General features: G+C 56.6%; 13 protein-coding genes. 5 read left to right on the top strand and 8 right to left on the bottom strand.

What is annotated here, in order from left to right:
- Nucleotides 1-19: 19 nt before the first annotated feature.
- Nucleotides 20-1,864 carry a cation:proton antiporter gene (locus tag AUP42_RS07845; RefSeq protein WP_062950624.1) on the bottom strand — a complete coding sequence of 615 codons (1,845 nt, stop codon included), beginning with the start codon at nt 1,862-1,864 and terminating at the stop codon, nt 20-22.
- Nucleotides 1,865-1,923: 59 nt separating this feature from the next.
- Nucleotides 1,924-2,862: a 4-hydroxybenzoate octaprenyltransferase gene (gene ubiA, locus AUP42_RS07840; protein ID WP_062950614.1), complete on the bottom strand. Its 939-nt coding sequence runs from the start codon at nt 2,860-2,862 to the stop codon at nt 1,924-1,926.
- A gap of 62 nt (nt 2,863-2,924) precedes the next feature.
- Between ubiA and AUP42_RS07835 the strand changes: the two genes are divergently transcribed.
- The 3 genes from AUP42_RS07835 to AUP42_RS07825 all read left to right on the top strand — a co-directional run bounded on the left by AUP42_RS07835 (nt 2,925) and on the right by AUP42_RS07825 (nt 5,480).
- Entirely contained in the window at nt 2,925-3,725 is an 801-nt protein-coding gene (locus tag AUP42_RS07835; RefSeq protein ID WP_062950612.1) for a 16S rRNA (uracil(1498)-N(3))-methyltransferase, read from the top strand.
- Between the two features lie 11 nt (nt 3,726-3,736).
- Complete coding sequence (locus tag AUP42_RS07830; RefSeq protein WP_062950611.1) at nt 3,737-5,107, top strand: glutamate--cysteine ligase; 1,371 nt, start codon at nt 3,737-3,739, stop codon at nt 5,105-5,107.
- Between the two features lie 70 nt (nt 5,108-5,177).
- Nucleotides 5,178-5,480, top strand: coding sequence for a chorismate mutase (locus AUP42_RS07825; RefSeq protein WP_037991166.1), 303 nt, complete (start codon nt 5,178-5,180; stop codon nt 5,478-5,480).
- 15 nt (nt 5,481-5,495) lie between these two features.
- On the opposite strand, the gene glpD is transcribed toward AUP42_RS07825, so the two are convergent.
- The 5 genes from glpD to phnD form a co-directional block, all read right to left on the bottom strand.
- Nucleotides 5,496-7,010, bottom strand: coding sequence for a glycerol-3-phosphate dehydrogenase (gene glpD, locus AUP42_RS07820; protein WP_062950610.1), 1,515 nt, complete (start codon nt 7,008-7,010; stop codon nt 5,496-5,498).
- Nucleotide 7,011: 1 nt separating this feature from the next.
- The gene (gene phnE / locus AUP42_RS07815; RefSeq protein ID WP_062950608.1) at nt 7,012-7,836 is read right to left on the bottom strand and encodes a phosphonate ABC transporter, permease protein PhnE; all 825 of its coding nucleotides are present in this window, start codon (nt 7,834-7,836) and stop codon (nt 7,012-7,014) included.
- Nucleotides 7,830-8,642, bottom strand: a complete 813-nt coding sequence (gene phnE / locus AUP42_RS07810; RefSeq protein WP_062950606.1) for a phosphonate ABC transporter, permease protein PhnE — start codon at nt 8,640-8,642, stop codon at nt 7,830-7,832. Before phnE (AUP42_RS07810) ends, phnE (AUP42_RS07815) begins: the two co-directional genes overlap by 7 nt.
- On the bottom strand, nt 8,639-9,436 hold the full coding sequence (phnC, locus tag AUP42_RS07805; RefSeq protein ID WP_062950602.1) for a phosphonate ABC transporter ATP-binding protein: 798 nt from the start codon (nt 9,434-9,436) through the stop codon (nt 8,639-8,641). The genes phnE (AUP42_RS07810) and phnC overlap by 4 nt, the downstream gene beginning before the upstream one ends.
- A gap of 69 nt (nt 9,437-9,505) precedes the next feature.
- Nucleotides 9,506-10,486: a phosphate/phosphite/phosphonate ABC transporter substrate-binding protein gene (phnD, locus tag AUP42_RS07800; RefSeq protein WP_231858195.1), complete on the bottom strand. Its 981-nt coding sequence runs from the start codon at nt 10,484-10,486 to the stop codon at nt 9,506-9,508.
- Between the two features lie 226 nt (nt 10,487-10,712).
- Between phnD and AUP42_RS07795 the strand changes: the two genes are divergently transcribed.
- Nucleotides 10,713-11,525, top strand: a complete 813-nt coding sequence (locus tag AUP42_RS07795) for a DeoR/GlpR family DNA-binding transcription regulator (RefSeq protein WP_062950599.1) — start codon at nt 10,713-10,715, stop codon at nt 11,523-11,525.
- 151 nt (nt 11,526-11,676) lie between these two features.
- Nucleotides 11,677-13,068 carry a class II fumarate hydratase gene (gene fumC / locus AUP42_RS07790; RefSeq protein WP_082824705.1) on the top strand — a complete coding sequence of 464 codons (1,392 nt, stop codon included), beginning with the start codon at nt 11,677-11,679 and terminating at the stop codon, nt 13,066-13,068.
- A 49-nt stretch (nt 13,069-13,117) separates the two neighbouring features.
- Here the strand turns inward: fumC and AUP42_RS07785 are convergent, their stop codons facing one another.
- Nucleotides 13,118-13,591, bottom strand: a complete 474-nt coding sequence (locus AUP42_RS07785) for a DUF2867 domain-containing protein (protein WP_170954067.1) — start codon at nt 13,589-13,591, stop codon at nt 13,118-13,120.
- Nucleotides 13,592-13,877 lie beyond the last annotated feature (286 nt).

Raw genomic sequence — 13,877 nt, 5'->3', positions numbered from 1 at the left:
TGAATTTGATTGCCGGGGCTTACTTGCTTTGTGACCCGGGTGCAAGCGAAGTCGCATCCGGGCTTTCGTCGGGCTTCTGACTGTTTTGGGCATTGCGGCCAAGATACAGCAAGATATCACGCGGCTTTGCCTTGGGAATGTCAGGCCCCATATGAAGCTGCGCCCCGCGGACAAGGGCAATAACCGGCGGTTCGGCGCCCTGAACTGCAATGAAATCGTCCCAGCCGAATTCTTCGGTCAGACGGGTTTGGCGAATTTCGGCCCCGTGCCGGAAATCCTCCCGGATGTCGTCGGTTGTCATCGGCTCGGAAAACAGTGGCAGCCCGCCAAGCGTCTGGCTATGGCGTTTCGGGTCTTCGGGTGATCCGTGCATACCGGTCTGGAAAACGGCGCGACGGCCAAATTCCGGCGCGAAATCGGTACAGACCAGCGTGTTATAGGCATCGTTGTCCGTCGTCGCGATCAGCTTGCCAAGCGATGAAGTATCAAGGTGATGTTCGAAAACTTCCGAAAGCACTTCCCCGTAATAGGTCTGCAATCCCGCCTCGCGCGCCATGCGCATGCTGTGCCAGCGGCTGTCGGCAACCACGACCGGAATGTCGAGCTCGACAAGTCGCCGGGCAAGATCAATCGTCCAGCGATGCGCACCGACGATCAGAACACCGGGCGGTCCTTTGACGGCCAGATCAAGGTGGCGGGCCATCGGTCGGATCGAAAAGCCGTGCAGCACCACGGTCGAAAACACCATCGCAAAGGCCAGCGGGATCAAAAGCGCCCCATCGGCATAGCCAAGTTCGACAAGCTCCGCGCCAAACAGGCCGGAAACCGCGACCGCCACAATCCCGCGCGGTGCGATCCAGCCGACCAGTAACCGCTCTTTCCAGGTCACCTTTGAAAATGCCAGCGACCCGATCACCGAAACCGGTCGCACGACAAACAGCATGGCCAAAACAAAAAGCCCGTGACCCCATGTCAGTTCGGCAATCATCGACCATTCAAGCGTTGCGGTCAGGATGATGAACACGCTGGAAACCAGAATAACCGTCAGGGTTTCCTTGAACCGGCGGATTTCATCAATCGCCATCAGATGGGCATTGCCAATTGTCAGGCCCAGCACCGTTACGGCCAGCAAGCCGCTTTCTTCCTGAATTTCATTGGCACCCGCAAAGCAGGTCAGAAGCACGCCAAGAACAAGCGGGGCTTTCAGGAATTCCGGGATCCAGCCGCGTTTGAAAATCTGAACCGTCCCCACGCCAAACGCCAAGCCGATCAGAACCGCCAGAAGAATGTTGAGTGCCAGATGGCCAACGGCCGCGCCAAACCCGTTGCCATGCTGGCTGGCGACAATGACTTCGTAGGCCAGCACCGCAAACAGCGCCCCGATCGGGTCATTAACGATGCCTTCCCATTTCAGAAGTGTCGCCGGGCGTTTGGACAACCGTGCATGGCGCAACAGCGGTGCAATCACCGTCGGCCCGGTCACAATCATGATCCCACCAAACAGGGCCGCCACCGGCCATGAAAGATCCGCCAGATAATGCGCCGCCCCCGCACCCAGAAGCCACGCGACAAGCGGGGCAATCGTCGTCAGGCGGATCACGCCACTGACACTGTGCGTCAGTTCCCGGAAATCAAGCGCAAGCCCGCCTTCAAACAGGATCACCGCGACCGCGACGGCAACAAGGGGCTGCAACAATGTACCGAAATCATTGATCGGATCGATCAGGTCGGTTCCCGGCCCCAGCAGCAGCCCGACGATGGACAGCAACACGATTGCCGGAATACCGGCCCGCCACGCAAACCATTGCGCCCCGACACCCGCAAGGATCAATCCGGCAATCATCAGGGCAAGCGGTGCGATCATGGGCGGTCTTTCGATAATGGTTCAGATGAAGGATGGATCAGCCTGTATGCGGGTCTAAACTAAAGCCCGGTCCCGACCAGATTGGCAATGATGATGGCCGCCAATACCATCAAACCGAAATCACGGTTTGATTTAAACCGTTTCAGGCAGTTTGCGGCATCATCAAGTTTGACCGTGGCAACCTGCCACGCCAGATGCAAACACGCCAGTGCCAGAAGCGGGAAATAAATCCAGTGCAGCCCGGCCAGCATACCCGAAACACCCAGAAAAAGGGTCGTCACGGTATAAAATCCCATGGCCCATCGCGGGGTTGCATCGCCAAGCCGAAGGGCAAGCGACTTTACCCCGATCTTGATGTCGTCATCCTTGTCCTGATGGGCATATATGGTGTCGTAACCAAGTGTCCAGAAGAAGCCCGCAACATACATTGCAACCGCTGCCGGTGCGACGGTGCCGGTGACCGCCGCCCAGCCGACAAGCGCCCCCCAGTTGAATGTCAGCCCCAGAACCGCCTGCGGCCAATAGGTAATGCGCTTCATGAACGGATAGGTAATGACAAGTGGCAGGGAACAGATGCCAACAATGATTGCTTCGATCCGGAACTGCACCAGCACGGCAAGCCCGATCAGAAGCAGCAGCCCCAGAAACGCCATCGCCTGCCAGACCCTGACCTGACCACTTGGAATTGGTCGGGTGGCGGTGCGTTCGACCTTGCCGTCAAAATTGCGATCCGCCAGATCGTTGACCACGCAACCGGCCCCGCGCATGATCAATGCACCAATGGCAAAATAAACCATCATCAACAGGCTGGGCGCGCCGTCACTTGCCATGGCGGTTGACCACCAGCAAGGCAGAAGCAGAAGCCACGTGCCAATCGGACGGTCAAGTCGTGCCAGTTTAAGGTACGGGCGACTTGCCAACGGAGCGAACCGGTCGATCCAGCTATCGGCTGGCATATCGTTCTTCGTGTTCTGTATCGGTTGGTTGACCTGTGACATAATTGGCCTATGTAACTCTTTAACAAACTGAACTTCGCCGAATAACCGGCCTGGGGACATATATGACAGACGACGCCACCCGCGCCCGGCAACGCCTATTCGTTTCCGATCCTATCACGCCGGGATGCGAGATCGAACTCGCACCTGAACAGTCTCATTACCTTGAACATGTGATGCGCCTCAAGCCCGGAACGCCAATCAAGATATTTAATGGTCTTGATGGTGAATGGCTGGCGACCATCGACCACCTTCGCAAAAAGAAGGGCACGGTGACCGCCGAACGGCAATTGCGTGACCAGATTGTCGAACGCGGCCCGATCCTGGCTTTTGCCCCGATCAAAAAGCAGCGCCTTGATTTTCTGATCGAAAAGTCGGTCGAAATGGGGGTTGGCACCCTGCAACCGATTGTCACCGCACATGGCATTACCGACAAGGTCCGCCTTGACCGTCTTCAGGCCCAGGTGATCGAAGCCGCCGAACAGTGCGAACGCCTCAGCGTGCCGGAAATTGCCCCACCGGTAAAATTGCTTGATTGGCTCGCAGACTGGCCGGAAAACCGGCATTTACTGTTCTGTGACGAGACGGGATCGGGCTCACCAATTGGTGAAGTGTTAAGTCAGCTATTGGCAAAGGGCGCTGGCTCGGCTATCGACAACGACAATGTTGTTAACCATGCAATCGTGATTGGACCCGAAGGCGGCTTTAGCGCCGACGAAATTGAACGCATCCGCAAACAGCCTTTTGCAACGCCTGTAAGTCTTGGTCCGCGCATCTTGCGGGCCGAAACCGCGGCAATTGCTGCTTTGTCCGTGTTTCAGGATCGCATCGGCGACTGGTCGATACCTCCGGTCACGAGAGATTAGGGGAAGCCCTTATGACTGTCAGCGCCTCCACCGGCGACAGCCCGGTCATCGAAAGCCGTCGTCAGCTTGTCGAATGGTTCGAGTCCGGTTGTACACCGAAAAAAGACTGGGCCATTGGCACAGAACACGAAAAATTCGCCTTTACCCGTAACGATCTTCGCCCGATCCCTTACGAAGGGGAGAGGGGGGTAAAGACCCTTCTGACACAACTTGCCGAACGCTTTGATTGGGAACCGATCATTGAAAACGGCAATGTGATTGCGCTCACCAAGGATAACTGTTCCGTCTCGCTTGAACCGGGCGGGCAGATCGAATTGTCCGGTGCGCCGCTTAAAAACATTCACCAGACCTGTGGCGAAGTGCATCAGCATCTTCATGAAATCCGCGAAATCTGCGGTGATCTTGATATCGAAATGCTTGGTGTCGGCCATCAGCCGAAATGGAAACGCGACGATATTCCGTGGATGCCCAAGGGCCGCTACGCGATCATGCGCGACTATATGCCCAAGGTCGGCAATCTTGGCCTGGACATGATGCTTCGGACCTCGACCATTCAGGTCAATCTGGATTTCGCCTCCGAAGCCGACATGATCAAGAAATTCAGAACGTCGCTGGCGCTTCAGCCGGTTGCGACCGCGCTGTTTGCCGCATCCCCGTTCGTGGATGGCAAACCAAGCGGCTATCTGTCTTCGCGATCCCACGTCTGGACCGATACCGACCCGGACCGTTGCGGCATGCTGCCCTTCGTGTTCGAAGACGGATTTGGCTTTGAACGTTATGTCGATTACATGCTCGATGTGCCGATGTATTTCGTTTATCGCGATGGCAAATACATCAATGCCGCAGGCAAATCGTTCCGCGATTTCATGGCCGGAAAGCTTGACGTTCTGCCGGGTGAACGCCCGACGATGAATGACTGGTCCGATCACATGACGACCGCCTTCCCCGAAGTACGCCTCAAGAAATTCCTTGAAATGCGCGGCGCGGATGGTGGCCCGTGGAAACGCATCTGCGCCCTTCCGGCCCTTTGGGTTGGTCTGCTGTATGACGATGTTGCACTCGATGCCGCATGGGATCTGGTCAAGGATCTCAGCCATGCCGAACGCGAAGCCCTTCGCGACGATGTGCCGCGTACCGCCCTTGCCACGAAGTTCAAAAACGGCACCGTTCAGGACCTCGCCAAGGACGTGCTGGCCGTCTCCAAACAGGGGCTTAAGGCGCGTGGTCGCATGGATGCCTATGGCGACGATGAAAGCCACTTCCTCGAAAGCCTCGAAGACGTCGCCGAAAGCGGCCGTACCTTGGCCGAGGAATTCCTTGATAAATATGAAACCGAATGGAACGGATCGGTCGATCCGCTGTTCCGGGAATACGCCTATTAGATATTGTGAAATGGCGGTGAATAATCGCCGCCATTTTTCATTTTTCGTGAATGATGAGAGTTCTGCCGTGATGACGACCAAAGCCAACCCCTGCGAAACCATGTCCGATGTCCGTGCGAATGTGGATCGGGTGGACAGGCTTCTGGTGGCGCTGATGGCGGAACGGTTGAACTATATCGAACAGGCCGCGCGCATCAAACCGACCCGCGACGCCGTGCGTGACGAAGACCGGATCGAGGACGTGATCACCAAGGTCCGTGCCCAGTGCCGCATTGATGGCTTTGACGAAGACATGGCCGAACGGATGTGGCGGGCGATGATGGAAGATTTCATCGCCCACGAATTCGTCAAATGGGATGATCTGCGCAAGTAAGCGGTTGCCGGTTTCTTACTGTGCGGCAAGTTGATCCGCGCTGCTTGCAAACCAGTCCCGAACCGCGTTGATATCGCTTTCTTCCATGCCAAGGCCAAGCTTGGTCCGCCGCCAAAGGACATCCTCGGCTGACCGGGCCCATTCCTGCGTCATCAGGAAGCGGAGTTCCGCCTCGAACAGGTTTGGGGCAATTTCCGGACCCAGATCACCTATAGCCTTGGCATCCGGCGCAATATCAAACAGGCGTGTACCATAACAGCGCGCCCAGCGATGGGCGATCTGTTCGGGCAGCCAGCCGAACTTTGTTCTGACACCGGCCAGGAACCGGTCGAAATTGCCATCGCTCATATCCCCGCCCGGCAGAACCGATGTCGCGGTCCAGTCGGATGCGTGATTGCCCAGAACCGGACAAAGCTTTTGCAGGGCATGTTCGGCCAACCGGCGATAGGTGGTGATTTTCCCGCCATAGATCGACAGGATCGCCGGTGCATCGCCGTCCCCGGTATCAAGGTCAAACACATAATCGCGCGTCACCGCCGATGCGTTGCTGTTCTTGTCATCATAAAGCGGCCTGACACCGGCATAATCCCAAACGATATCGGCCCGCGTTAACGGCGTCGCCAGATAACCATTGACCAGCTCAAGCAGGTAATCGATTTCACCGTCGCTGATCTTCACCTCGGCCGGATCACCGTCATAGGGCACATCCGTCGTCCCGATCAGCGTGTAATCCTGCTGATAGGGGATGGCAAAGGCAATGCGACCATCCCCGTTCTGGAAGATATAGCAATGATCATGCGGGTGAATGCGCGGCACGACAAAGTGGCTGCCTTTGACCAGCCGTAACCCTGCGGCCTTGTCGCCAAGTCCGGCACGGTTGACCATATCGGTCACCCAGGGGCCTGCGGCATTGACCACGGCCTTGGCCGAAACGCTGGTTTCCTTGCCGTCTTCGGATTGCAATGTCGCGGTCCAGCCGTCCGTTCCGCGCACAAGAGCGGCACAGCGCGTCCGGGTTTTGATCACCGCCCCGCGTGCCTGCGCATCAAGGGCATTTAAAACCACAAGCCTGGCATCATCGACCCAGCAATCGGAATAGGAAAAGCCGCTGGTGAACTGGTCCAGAAGCGGTTTGCCCTCGGCCGTGCCATTCAGGGACAGGGCGCGTGAAGCCGGCAAACGTTTGCGCTTTGCCAGATGGTCATACAGAAACAGTCCGGCACGCAGCATCCATTTGGGCCGAAGCCCTTTGTGGTGCGGCAGAACAAAGGTTAGCGGCCAGATGATATGCGGGGCGGCAGCCAGAAGAACTTCGCGTTCCTGCAAGGCTTCACGCACCAGCCGGAATTCGTAATGCTCAAGATACCGCAGACCGCCATGGATCAGTTTGGTCGAGGATGAAGATGTGGCCGAGGCAAGGTCGCGCTGTTCGACCAGAAGGACGGACAGACCGCGACCGGCGGCATCACGGGCAATACCCGCACCATTGATGCCGCCGCCTACGACCAGAAGGTCGTAATGTTCAGACACGTCAGATCACCTTTTTGCGCAGCCAGGCCGCCAGGGCCTCGCCCACGATCACAAGACCGATGATCGCCAGAAGAATGGTGGCAACCGTCTGCCAGGCAAAGGTGTCAATCGCGCCTTGCAGGACGATACCGATCCCGCCGGCCCCGACCAGACCCAGAACCGTACTTTCGCGCAGATTGATGTCCCAGCGCAGGATCGAAACCGCAAAGAAAGTCGGCATGACCTGTGGCACAACCCCGTAAATCAGGATTTTGAACCGCGATGCACCGACGGACTCAAGCGCCTCGATCGGGGCCCGGTCGATTTCCTCGATCGCCTCGCCCAGCAATTTGCCGATAAAACCGATCGAACGGAAAATGATCGCCAGAATACCGGCCATCACGCCGGGGCCGAAAATCGCAACAAACAGCAGCGCCCAGATGATGGTGTTCACCGACCGCGAAGACACCAGAATGAACCGGCCAATCCAAAGCGTCAGCTTGTTGGGCGTGGTGTTCTGGGCCGCGATCAGGGCAATCGGCAACGAAAGGAATACCGCAAAGAAGGTTGCAATCGTCGCAATATTGACGGTTTCCAGCAACGTGATTGCGATCATTTCCCAATCATTGAGGGACGGTGGATACATGCGCGAAAAAAGATCGCCCATTTGTTTCGGGGCATCCCAAAGCCACGGCCAGATGATGTTGATCGTCGAAAGCGACCAGACCGTTGCCAGAACCACGCCGCCATACATGGCAAAGCGCAGCCAGCGTTGTTTGGGGGTATAGCGTGACCATTCGCGTTCGGCGATGGCGTCCGGCCCGGCATTTTTTGTTGTCGTTACCATATGTTCCTCCGGATCCGGCCGCTTATGGCTTCGCTGATCAGGATGACGCCGATAATGCAAAGCGTGATCGCAAGCGCGAAGTCATAGTCATAGCGCCGAAACGCATTCATCAGGGTCGATCCGATCCCGCCCGCGCCAACAATGCCGACCACGGCAGACGCGCGCAGGTTGCTGTCAAGCTGATAGATCGAAAGACCGATCTGGCGGGGCATGATTTGTGGGATCACGGCATAAAGCATGGTGATGAATGTCCCGCCCCCGGCCGCCCGGATGGCTTCAACCTGGCCCCAGTCTATTTCCTCGATCCGCTCGGCCAGCATTTTGGCAACGAAACCGATGGAATAGATCGTCAGGGTCAGAATCCCCGCCAGCGGACCAAAACCGACCGCCTTGACGAACAGGATGGCAACGATCACCGGATGGAAACTGCGCGCGATAATGATCGTGCCACGCCCGATGTTATAAAGCCATTTGGGCGCAATATTGGATGCGGCGGCAAAGGCAATCGGCACGCTCAGCATCACACCGGCAAGGGTTGCAACGATGGCGATCTTGATGCTTTCAAGAAAGCCCTGCAGCACCAGTTCACCCCGGATCATGTCCGGCGGGAAAGCGCCCTTGAAAATACGGATGGCGCGCGGAATGCCTTCCTGAATACGTTCCCAGTTAAAGGGCAGGCTGGTGACCGCCCACACGACATAGGCCAATACGCCAAGGATGATCGCCCAGCGTATCGCCGGATTGGCGATAAAGGGCGGCTTCTTCCATGTGCGATGGCCCGTTGTTTTTTCAACGGAACTGGTCATTGCGATACAACCTCGCGCAGGGATTCCGGATCGCCGGTTTCGCCACGTTCTTCTGCCGGAACCCCGGCGTAGATTTCATCCATGGCATCCTGGGTAAGATCGGTCGGCACACTGTCAAAGATGATGCGACCAAACCGCATGCCGACGATGCGCTGGGTATATTCCTTGGCCTCGGTGACATTGTGGATATTGATCAGAACCGGCAGGTGCAGTTCGGATGCCAGTGCGCGTAGCAATTCCATGATCTGTCGGGATGTTTTGGGGTCAAGCGACGCCGTCGGTTCATCGGCCAGCAGGATTTCAGGTTCCTGCATCAAAGCACGAACAACGCCGACGCGCTGGCGTTCGCCACCCGATAATTCATCGGCGCGTTTATTGGCATAATGGGCAATACCGACACGTTCCATCAATTGAAACGCACGATCAATGTCGCTTTGGGGGAAATTGCGCGTCATGGCGCGCCAGGCCGGAACATATCCCAACCGTCCCGACAGAACATTTTCCATCACCGTCAAACGGTTGATCAGGTTGAAACCCTGAAAAATCATGCCGATACGACGACGCGCCAGACGCAGATCGCCACCCGACAAAGTCGTCAGTTCGGTGCCGTTAAGGTCAATCGAGCCCGATGTCGGTTCGACCAGACGGTTAATACAGCGCAAAAGCGTGCTTTTACCCGCACCCGATGCCCCAATGATGGCAACGACGCTTTCGCCGGGAACCTCAAGGTTCAGGTCTTTCAGAACAGCCTCATCCTTGCCATAGCGTTTGACCAGATCTTTGATACGCAGCATCACGATACCTTGAAAAAAGACTACCGGGATCGAAAACCGATCCCGGCAGAAGCAGTTTGAAAGAAGGGATTACTTCAGGTTGTCCGGGGTGTATTTCACGCCGTTGGCAGCCTGGATTTCACGAATAACGTCCCAGTCTTTCTGGTAGGTGACAGGAACGAATTTCGATACGCCTTTGAATTCTTCGCCAAGGGCGGTGCCCTTCATGTCGAAGGTAAAGAAGGCTTCCTTGATCTTTTCGATCAGTTCCGGCTTCAGGTTATAGGCATAGTTGAACGAAGTGGTCGGGAAAGGCTTGCTTTCATAGATGATTTTGACTTCGTTCGGATCATAAAGGTCGCGCTGGACCATACGTTCGACGACTTCGGATGCAACCGGGGCCGCATCATAGTCACCGGCAACAACGCCCAGGATCGACTGGTCGTGCGAACCGGAATAGACGACTTCGTAATCCTGTTCCGGAACGATGCCCTGACCCGGAAGCAGTGCACGCGGTGCAAGGTTGCCCGAGTTCGAGGTCGGCGAGGTGTGCGCAACGCGCTTGCCCTTCAGGTCCTCGATCTTGTCGATGCCGCTGTCAACGCGGGTATACAACTGCAGCGTATAACCAAAACGGCCATCATCGCCACCCATCAATGCGAACGGAACCGCACCGGCAAGGTTGACCGCAAACGGGGTCGGACCGGTCGAGAAACCGGCAACATGCAGACGGCCGCTGCGCATGGCTTCGACTTCGGCGGAGTTCGACTGAACCGCAAAGAAGTGAACGTCCTTGCCGGTTACTTTTTCAAGATGTTCAAGGAACGGCTGCCAGATATCGGCATAAACCGCCGGGTCTTCGACCGGGGTATAGGCAAACACGAGGGTGTCCGGGTCAACCTGCTGGTCGGCGGGCGGTGCATCGGCAACCAGATCGCCATCCATGTCGCAATACATCTGGTCAAGATCGCCACGTGCGATGCAATCATCGGCCTGTGCAAATGCCGTGCTGCTGCCAAAGCTCATCATGCCGATGGCGGCAAGCAGCGTAGAAACTTTCAAAATGTCCATTTTTTTCGCATGTGAAAACATGAGACAGAACCTTTCTTCCCTGTAAACGCGGGCTTAATGCCGGTTTTAAATGTGGTTTTGTTGTTTTTGTTGTTGCTTTTATCAACATTATAAAGTGGCAAAAAGTTTGAAAAGCAACATAAAACTGTAACAATCGGTTACAAAAATAACTGCTAACCTTATCCAAAAGTGGTGCGGGCTAGGCTATTCAGGGGGGAGAGGCTCTTTGCGTATCGGAAAAAAGGAACGGCAGAAGCGCATTCTTCAGGAACTGCAAATTCATCCGCATGTGAGAGTTGCCACATTGGCGGAACGATTCGATGTGGCAACTGAAACAATTCGCCGTGATCTTGACGCGCTAAGCGACGATGGCCTGATCAAACGTGAATTTGGCGGTGCATCCGCGCAGCCAATGGGCCATCAACCCGATCTGGCCCAGCGCCAGATGACCGCGGTTGCCGGGTTCGAACGGATCGGCATCATGGCGGGCAATATGATCCGGCCGGGCGATGTGATCATGATCGATGCCGGGTCCACCGTCAGCCAGCTTGCCCCCTATATGGCCCAGAACCCCGGCGCATTGCGGCGCACGGTTCTGACCAATTGCTATGCGGTGGTGCACGGCATGGGTGAACAGGCGGTGATTGACGATGTCATCATGTGTCCGGGGCAGTTCGATCCGCGTGAAAATGCGGTTTACGGCAATGATACCGTCGAATTCCTGCGCCGTTTCCACGCCAACAAGGCCTTTATCGGCGCATCAGGTGTTGCATGGCAGGGGTTCAGTGACGTTAACCGTCGGGCGGTTGCGGTCAAACGCGCGATGATGGAACGGTCCGATGAAACCTGGCTGATGGTGGATCACACCAAGTTTGACCAGCGTTACCTTGAAAACATCGCACCGCTTGAAGCCCTGACCGGGGTGATCACGGATCGTTTGCCGCCTGAAAAACTGCTGTCCCATCTGGATCGCATCGGCGTTCAGATTGTCGCATGGCAGGACAATGTTTCCGCAGATCACGGGGCAATCGCCGGCTGATATTTTATCGCTGGCGATAAAACTGCATTTTTTCAACACAGTGACTTTGCGCGAACGATCATTTGCGCCCATATTCGGGGTCGGCAAAACGTAATTGCCAGCCGGGTTCCCGCCCCGGTCAGTATGTTTTCTGACACGGAGGATTTCTATCGTGACCAATCCAGTGACCACCCGCACCGAACAGGACACCATGGGCAGCATCGATGTGCCCGCTGACCGGTATTGGGGGGCGCAGACCCAGCGATCAAAACAGAATTTCCGCATTGGGGGCGAACGGATGCCCGATGCCCTGATCCGGGCGTTCGGTATCCAGAAACTGGCCGCCGCACGCGCCAATGCTGCCCTTGGCAATCTGGATGCAAACCTTGCCGAGGCGATTGAGGCCGCCGCGCGCGAAGTCGCCGATGGCAAGCTGCTTGATCACTTCCCGCTTGTCGTCTGGCAGACCGGCAGTGGTACCCAGACCAACATGAATGCCAACGAGGTCATCGCCAACCGGGCCTGCGAAATCCTTGGCAAGCCGATGGGCAAACGCGATCCGGTTCATCCCAATGATCATGTCAATCGCGGCCAGTCATCCAATGACAGTTTCCCGGCAGCCATGCATATCGCCGCCGTGGTCGAGATCGAAGAAAACCTGAAACCGGCCCTGGCCCATCTTCGAAGTGCCCTTGATGCCAAGGTCAAGGCCTTTGCCGATATTGTCAAAATCGGCCGTACCCATATGCAGGATGCGGTGCCCCTGACACTGGGGCAGGAATTTTCGGGCTATGCCGCCCAGATCGCGCTTGGCCTTGATCGCATTGATGATGCGCTGGTCCGGCTTCGCAAACTGGCGCAGGGCGGCACGGCTCTTGGCACCGGCCTGAATGCCCCAAAGGGCTTTGATGTCGAATTTGCCAAACAGGTTACGACGATCACGGGGCTTAAATTCGAAACCGCGGCCAACAAGTTCGAAGCCCTTGCCGCCCATGATGCCTGTGTCGAGATGTCGGGTGTGCTGAACGTTCTGGCGACGTCGCTGATGAAGATCGGCAACGATATCCGCCTGCTTGGGTCCGGTCCGCGATGCGGCCTTGGTGAACTGGTCCTGCCCGCGAACGAGCCGGGATCATCGATCATGCCGGGCAAGGTCAACCCGACCCAGGCCGAAGCCCTGACCATGGTCTGTGCTCAGGTTATCGGCAACCATGTTGCGGTCACGGTCGGCGGTTCAAACGGTCATCTGGATCTGAACGTGTTCAAACCGGTGATCATTTATAACCTGCTGCAATCGATCCGTCTGATTGCCGATGCCTCGGTCAGCTTTGCCGATAACTGCGTTGTCGGCCTCGAAGCCGATCAGGAAAAAATCGATCACTATGTCGAACAAAGCCTGATGCTGGTGACGGCCCTGGCGCCGCATATCGGGTACGACAATGCTGCGGCCGTCGCCAAAAAGGCGCATAAGGATCGCAGCAGCCTCAAGGAAGCAACCATTGCGCTCGGCTTCCTTGACGGGGCGAAGTTCGATGAACTGGTTCGCGCACGCGATATGATCTGATTTGATGTGATGATGCGGGCCGGTTTTGACCGGCCCGTTCTTTATCCGCCTATCGGGATGCGAACGCACCGTTCAGCATCGCGGGCACAATCGCCTTATGAAACGGCATGATGGTGCCAAGATACATCCGGCCCAGCATATTATGCCGCCGGATCAGGGTGCTGGACCGGATCACCGTCTGCCCGCACTGGAATTTTTCGACCTCGACCGTCAGGCGAAAATCAAGATGCCTGTCATCCATGCCCAGCACGATGAAATCGTCCCCGCGCTCAATCACCGGGAAAAGGCCGATGACATCGGCGTCCGGTTCGGGCGCTGTTTTAAGCCCCAGCGGACGGACCATCGCGTTGCGCAGTGCCAGCAGATACCCCATCCAGACCGGCCGGCCATCCATGATCTTTTGCGCGGCGCGTTCGGGGGTGATGTCGGGATCGTCAATCGTGATCGCAAAACTGTCCGCCCAATCGGCATCGACCATTGCAGGATGGGGCAGGGATATCGGAACAGCCATCGCGTAGGGCAAAAACGTATCCTTTCGATCAGCCTGGATCAGCTTTTTCGGCGGTGATCGTGCCCCAATTGTCACCCTGCAGCAATGATATATCTCATTGTCGCGGGGGGTAAATTCAGGCATACCCAATCCATGCGTATTCGTACCAAACCGATGCTGTCACATATGAATATCCGGGCTGCGGGCAAACTCCTGCGGGTCTGGATGCTGGCATTCGTCATTCTGATGACCGGGGTGACGCAGTCGGGTTTCGTGAGTGCGATGTATGGCGGTGCCAGTGGTGGCGGGTTAACCGCCA

The organism is Thalassospira lucentensis (assembly GCF_001613805.1).
Lineage (GTDB): Bacteria > Pseudomonadota > Alphaproteobacteria > Rhodospirillales > Thalassospiraceae > Thalassospira > Thalassospira lucentensis_A.
Note: the sequence above shows the minus strand (reverse complement) of the source record. Positions and strands in the feature narration are given on the sequence as shown.

What these genes read in the sequence shown, in the direction of transcription:
- AUP42_RS07845 (WP_062950624.1), bottom strand. Translation starts at nt 1,864, where the DNA reads ATGATCGCACCGCTTGCCCTGATGATTGCCGGATTGATCCTTGCGGGT.
- ubiA (WP_062950614.1), bottom strand. Translation starts at nt 2,862, where the DNA reads ATGTCACAGGTCAACCAACCGATACAGAACACGAAGAACGATATGCCA.
- phnE (WP_062950608.1), bottom strand. Translation starts at nt 7,836, where the DNA reads ATGGTAACGACAACAAAAAATGCCGGGCCGGACGCCATCGCCGAACGC.
- phnE (WP_062950606.1), bottom strand. Translation starts at nt 8,642, where the DNA reads ATGACCAGTTCCGTTGAAAAAACAACGGGCCATCGCACATGGAAGAAG.
- AUP42_RS07835 (WP_062950612.1), top strand. Translation starts at nt 2,925, where the DNA reads ATGACAGACGACGCCACCCGCGCCCGGCAACGCCTATTCGTTTCCGAT.
- phnC (WP_062950602.1), bottom strand. Translation starts at nt 9,436, where the DNA reads ATGCTGCGTATCAAAGATCTGGTCAAACGCTATGGCAAGGATGAGGCT.
- AUP42_RS07825 (WP_037991166.1), top strand. Translation starts at nt 5,178, where the DNA reads ATGACGACCAAAGCCAACCCCTGCGAAACCATGTCCGATGTCCGTGCG.
- phnD (WP_231858195.1), bottom strand. Translation starts at nt 10,486, where the DNA reads ATGGACATTTTGAAAGTTTCTACGCTGCTTGCCGCCATCGGCATGATG.
- AUP42_RS07830 (WP_062950611.1), top strand. Translation starts at nt 3,737, where the DNA reads ATGACTGTCAGCGCCTCCACCGGCGACAGCCCGGTCATCGAAAGCCGT.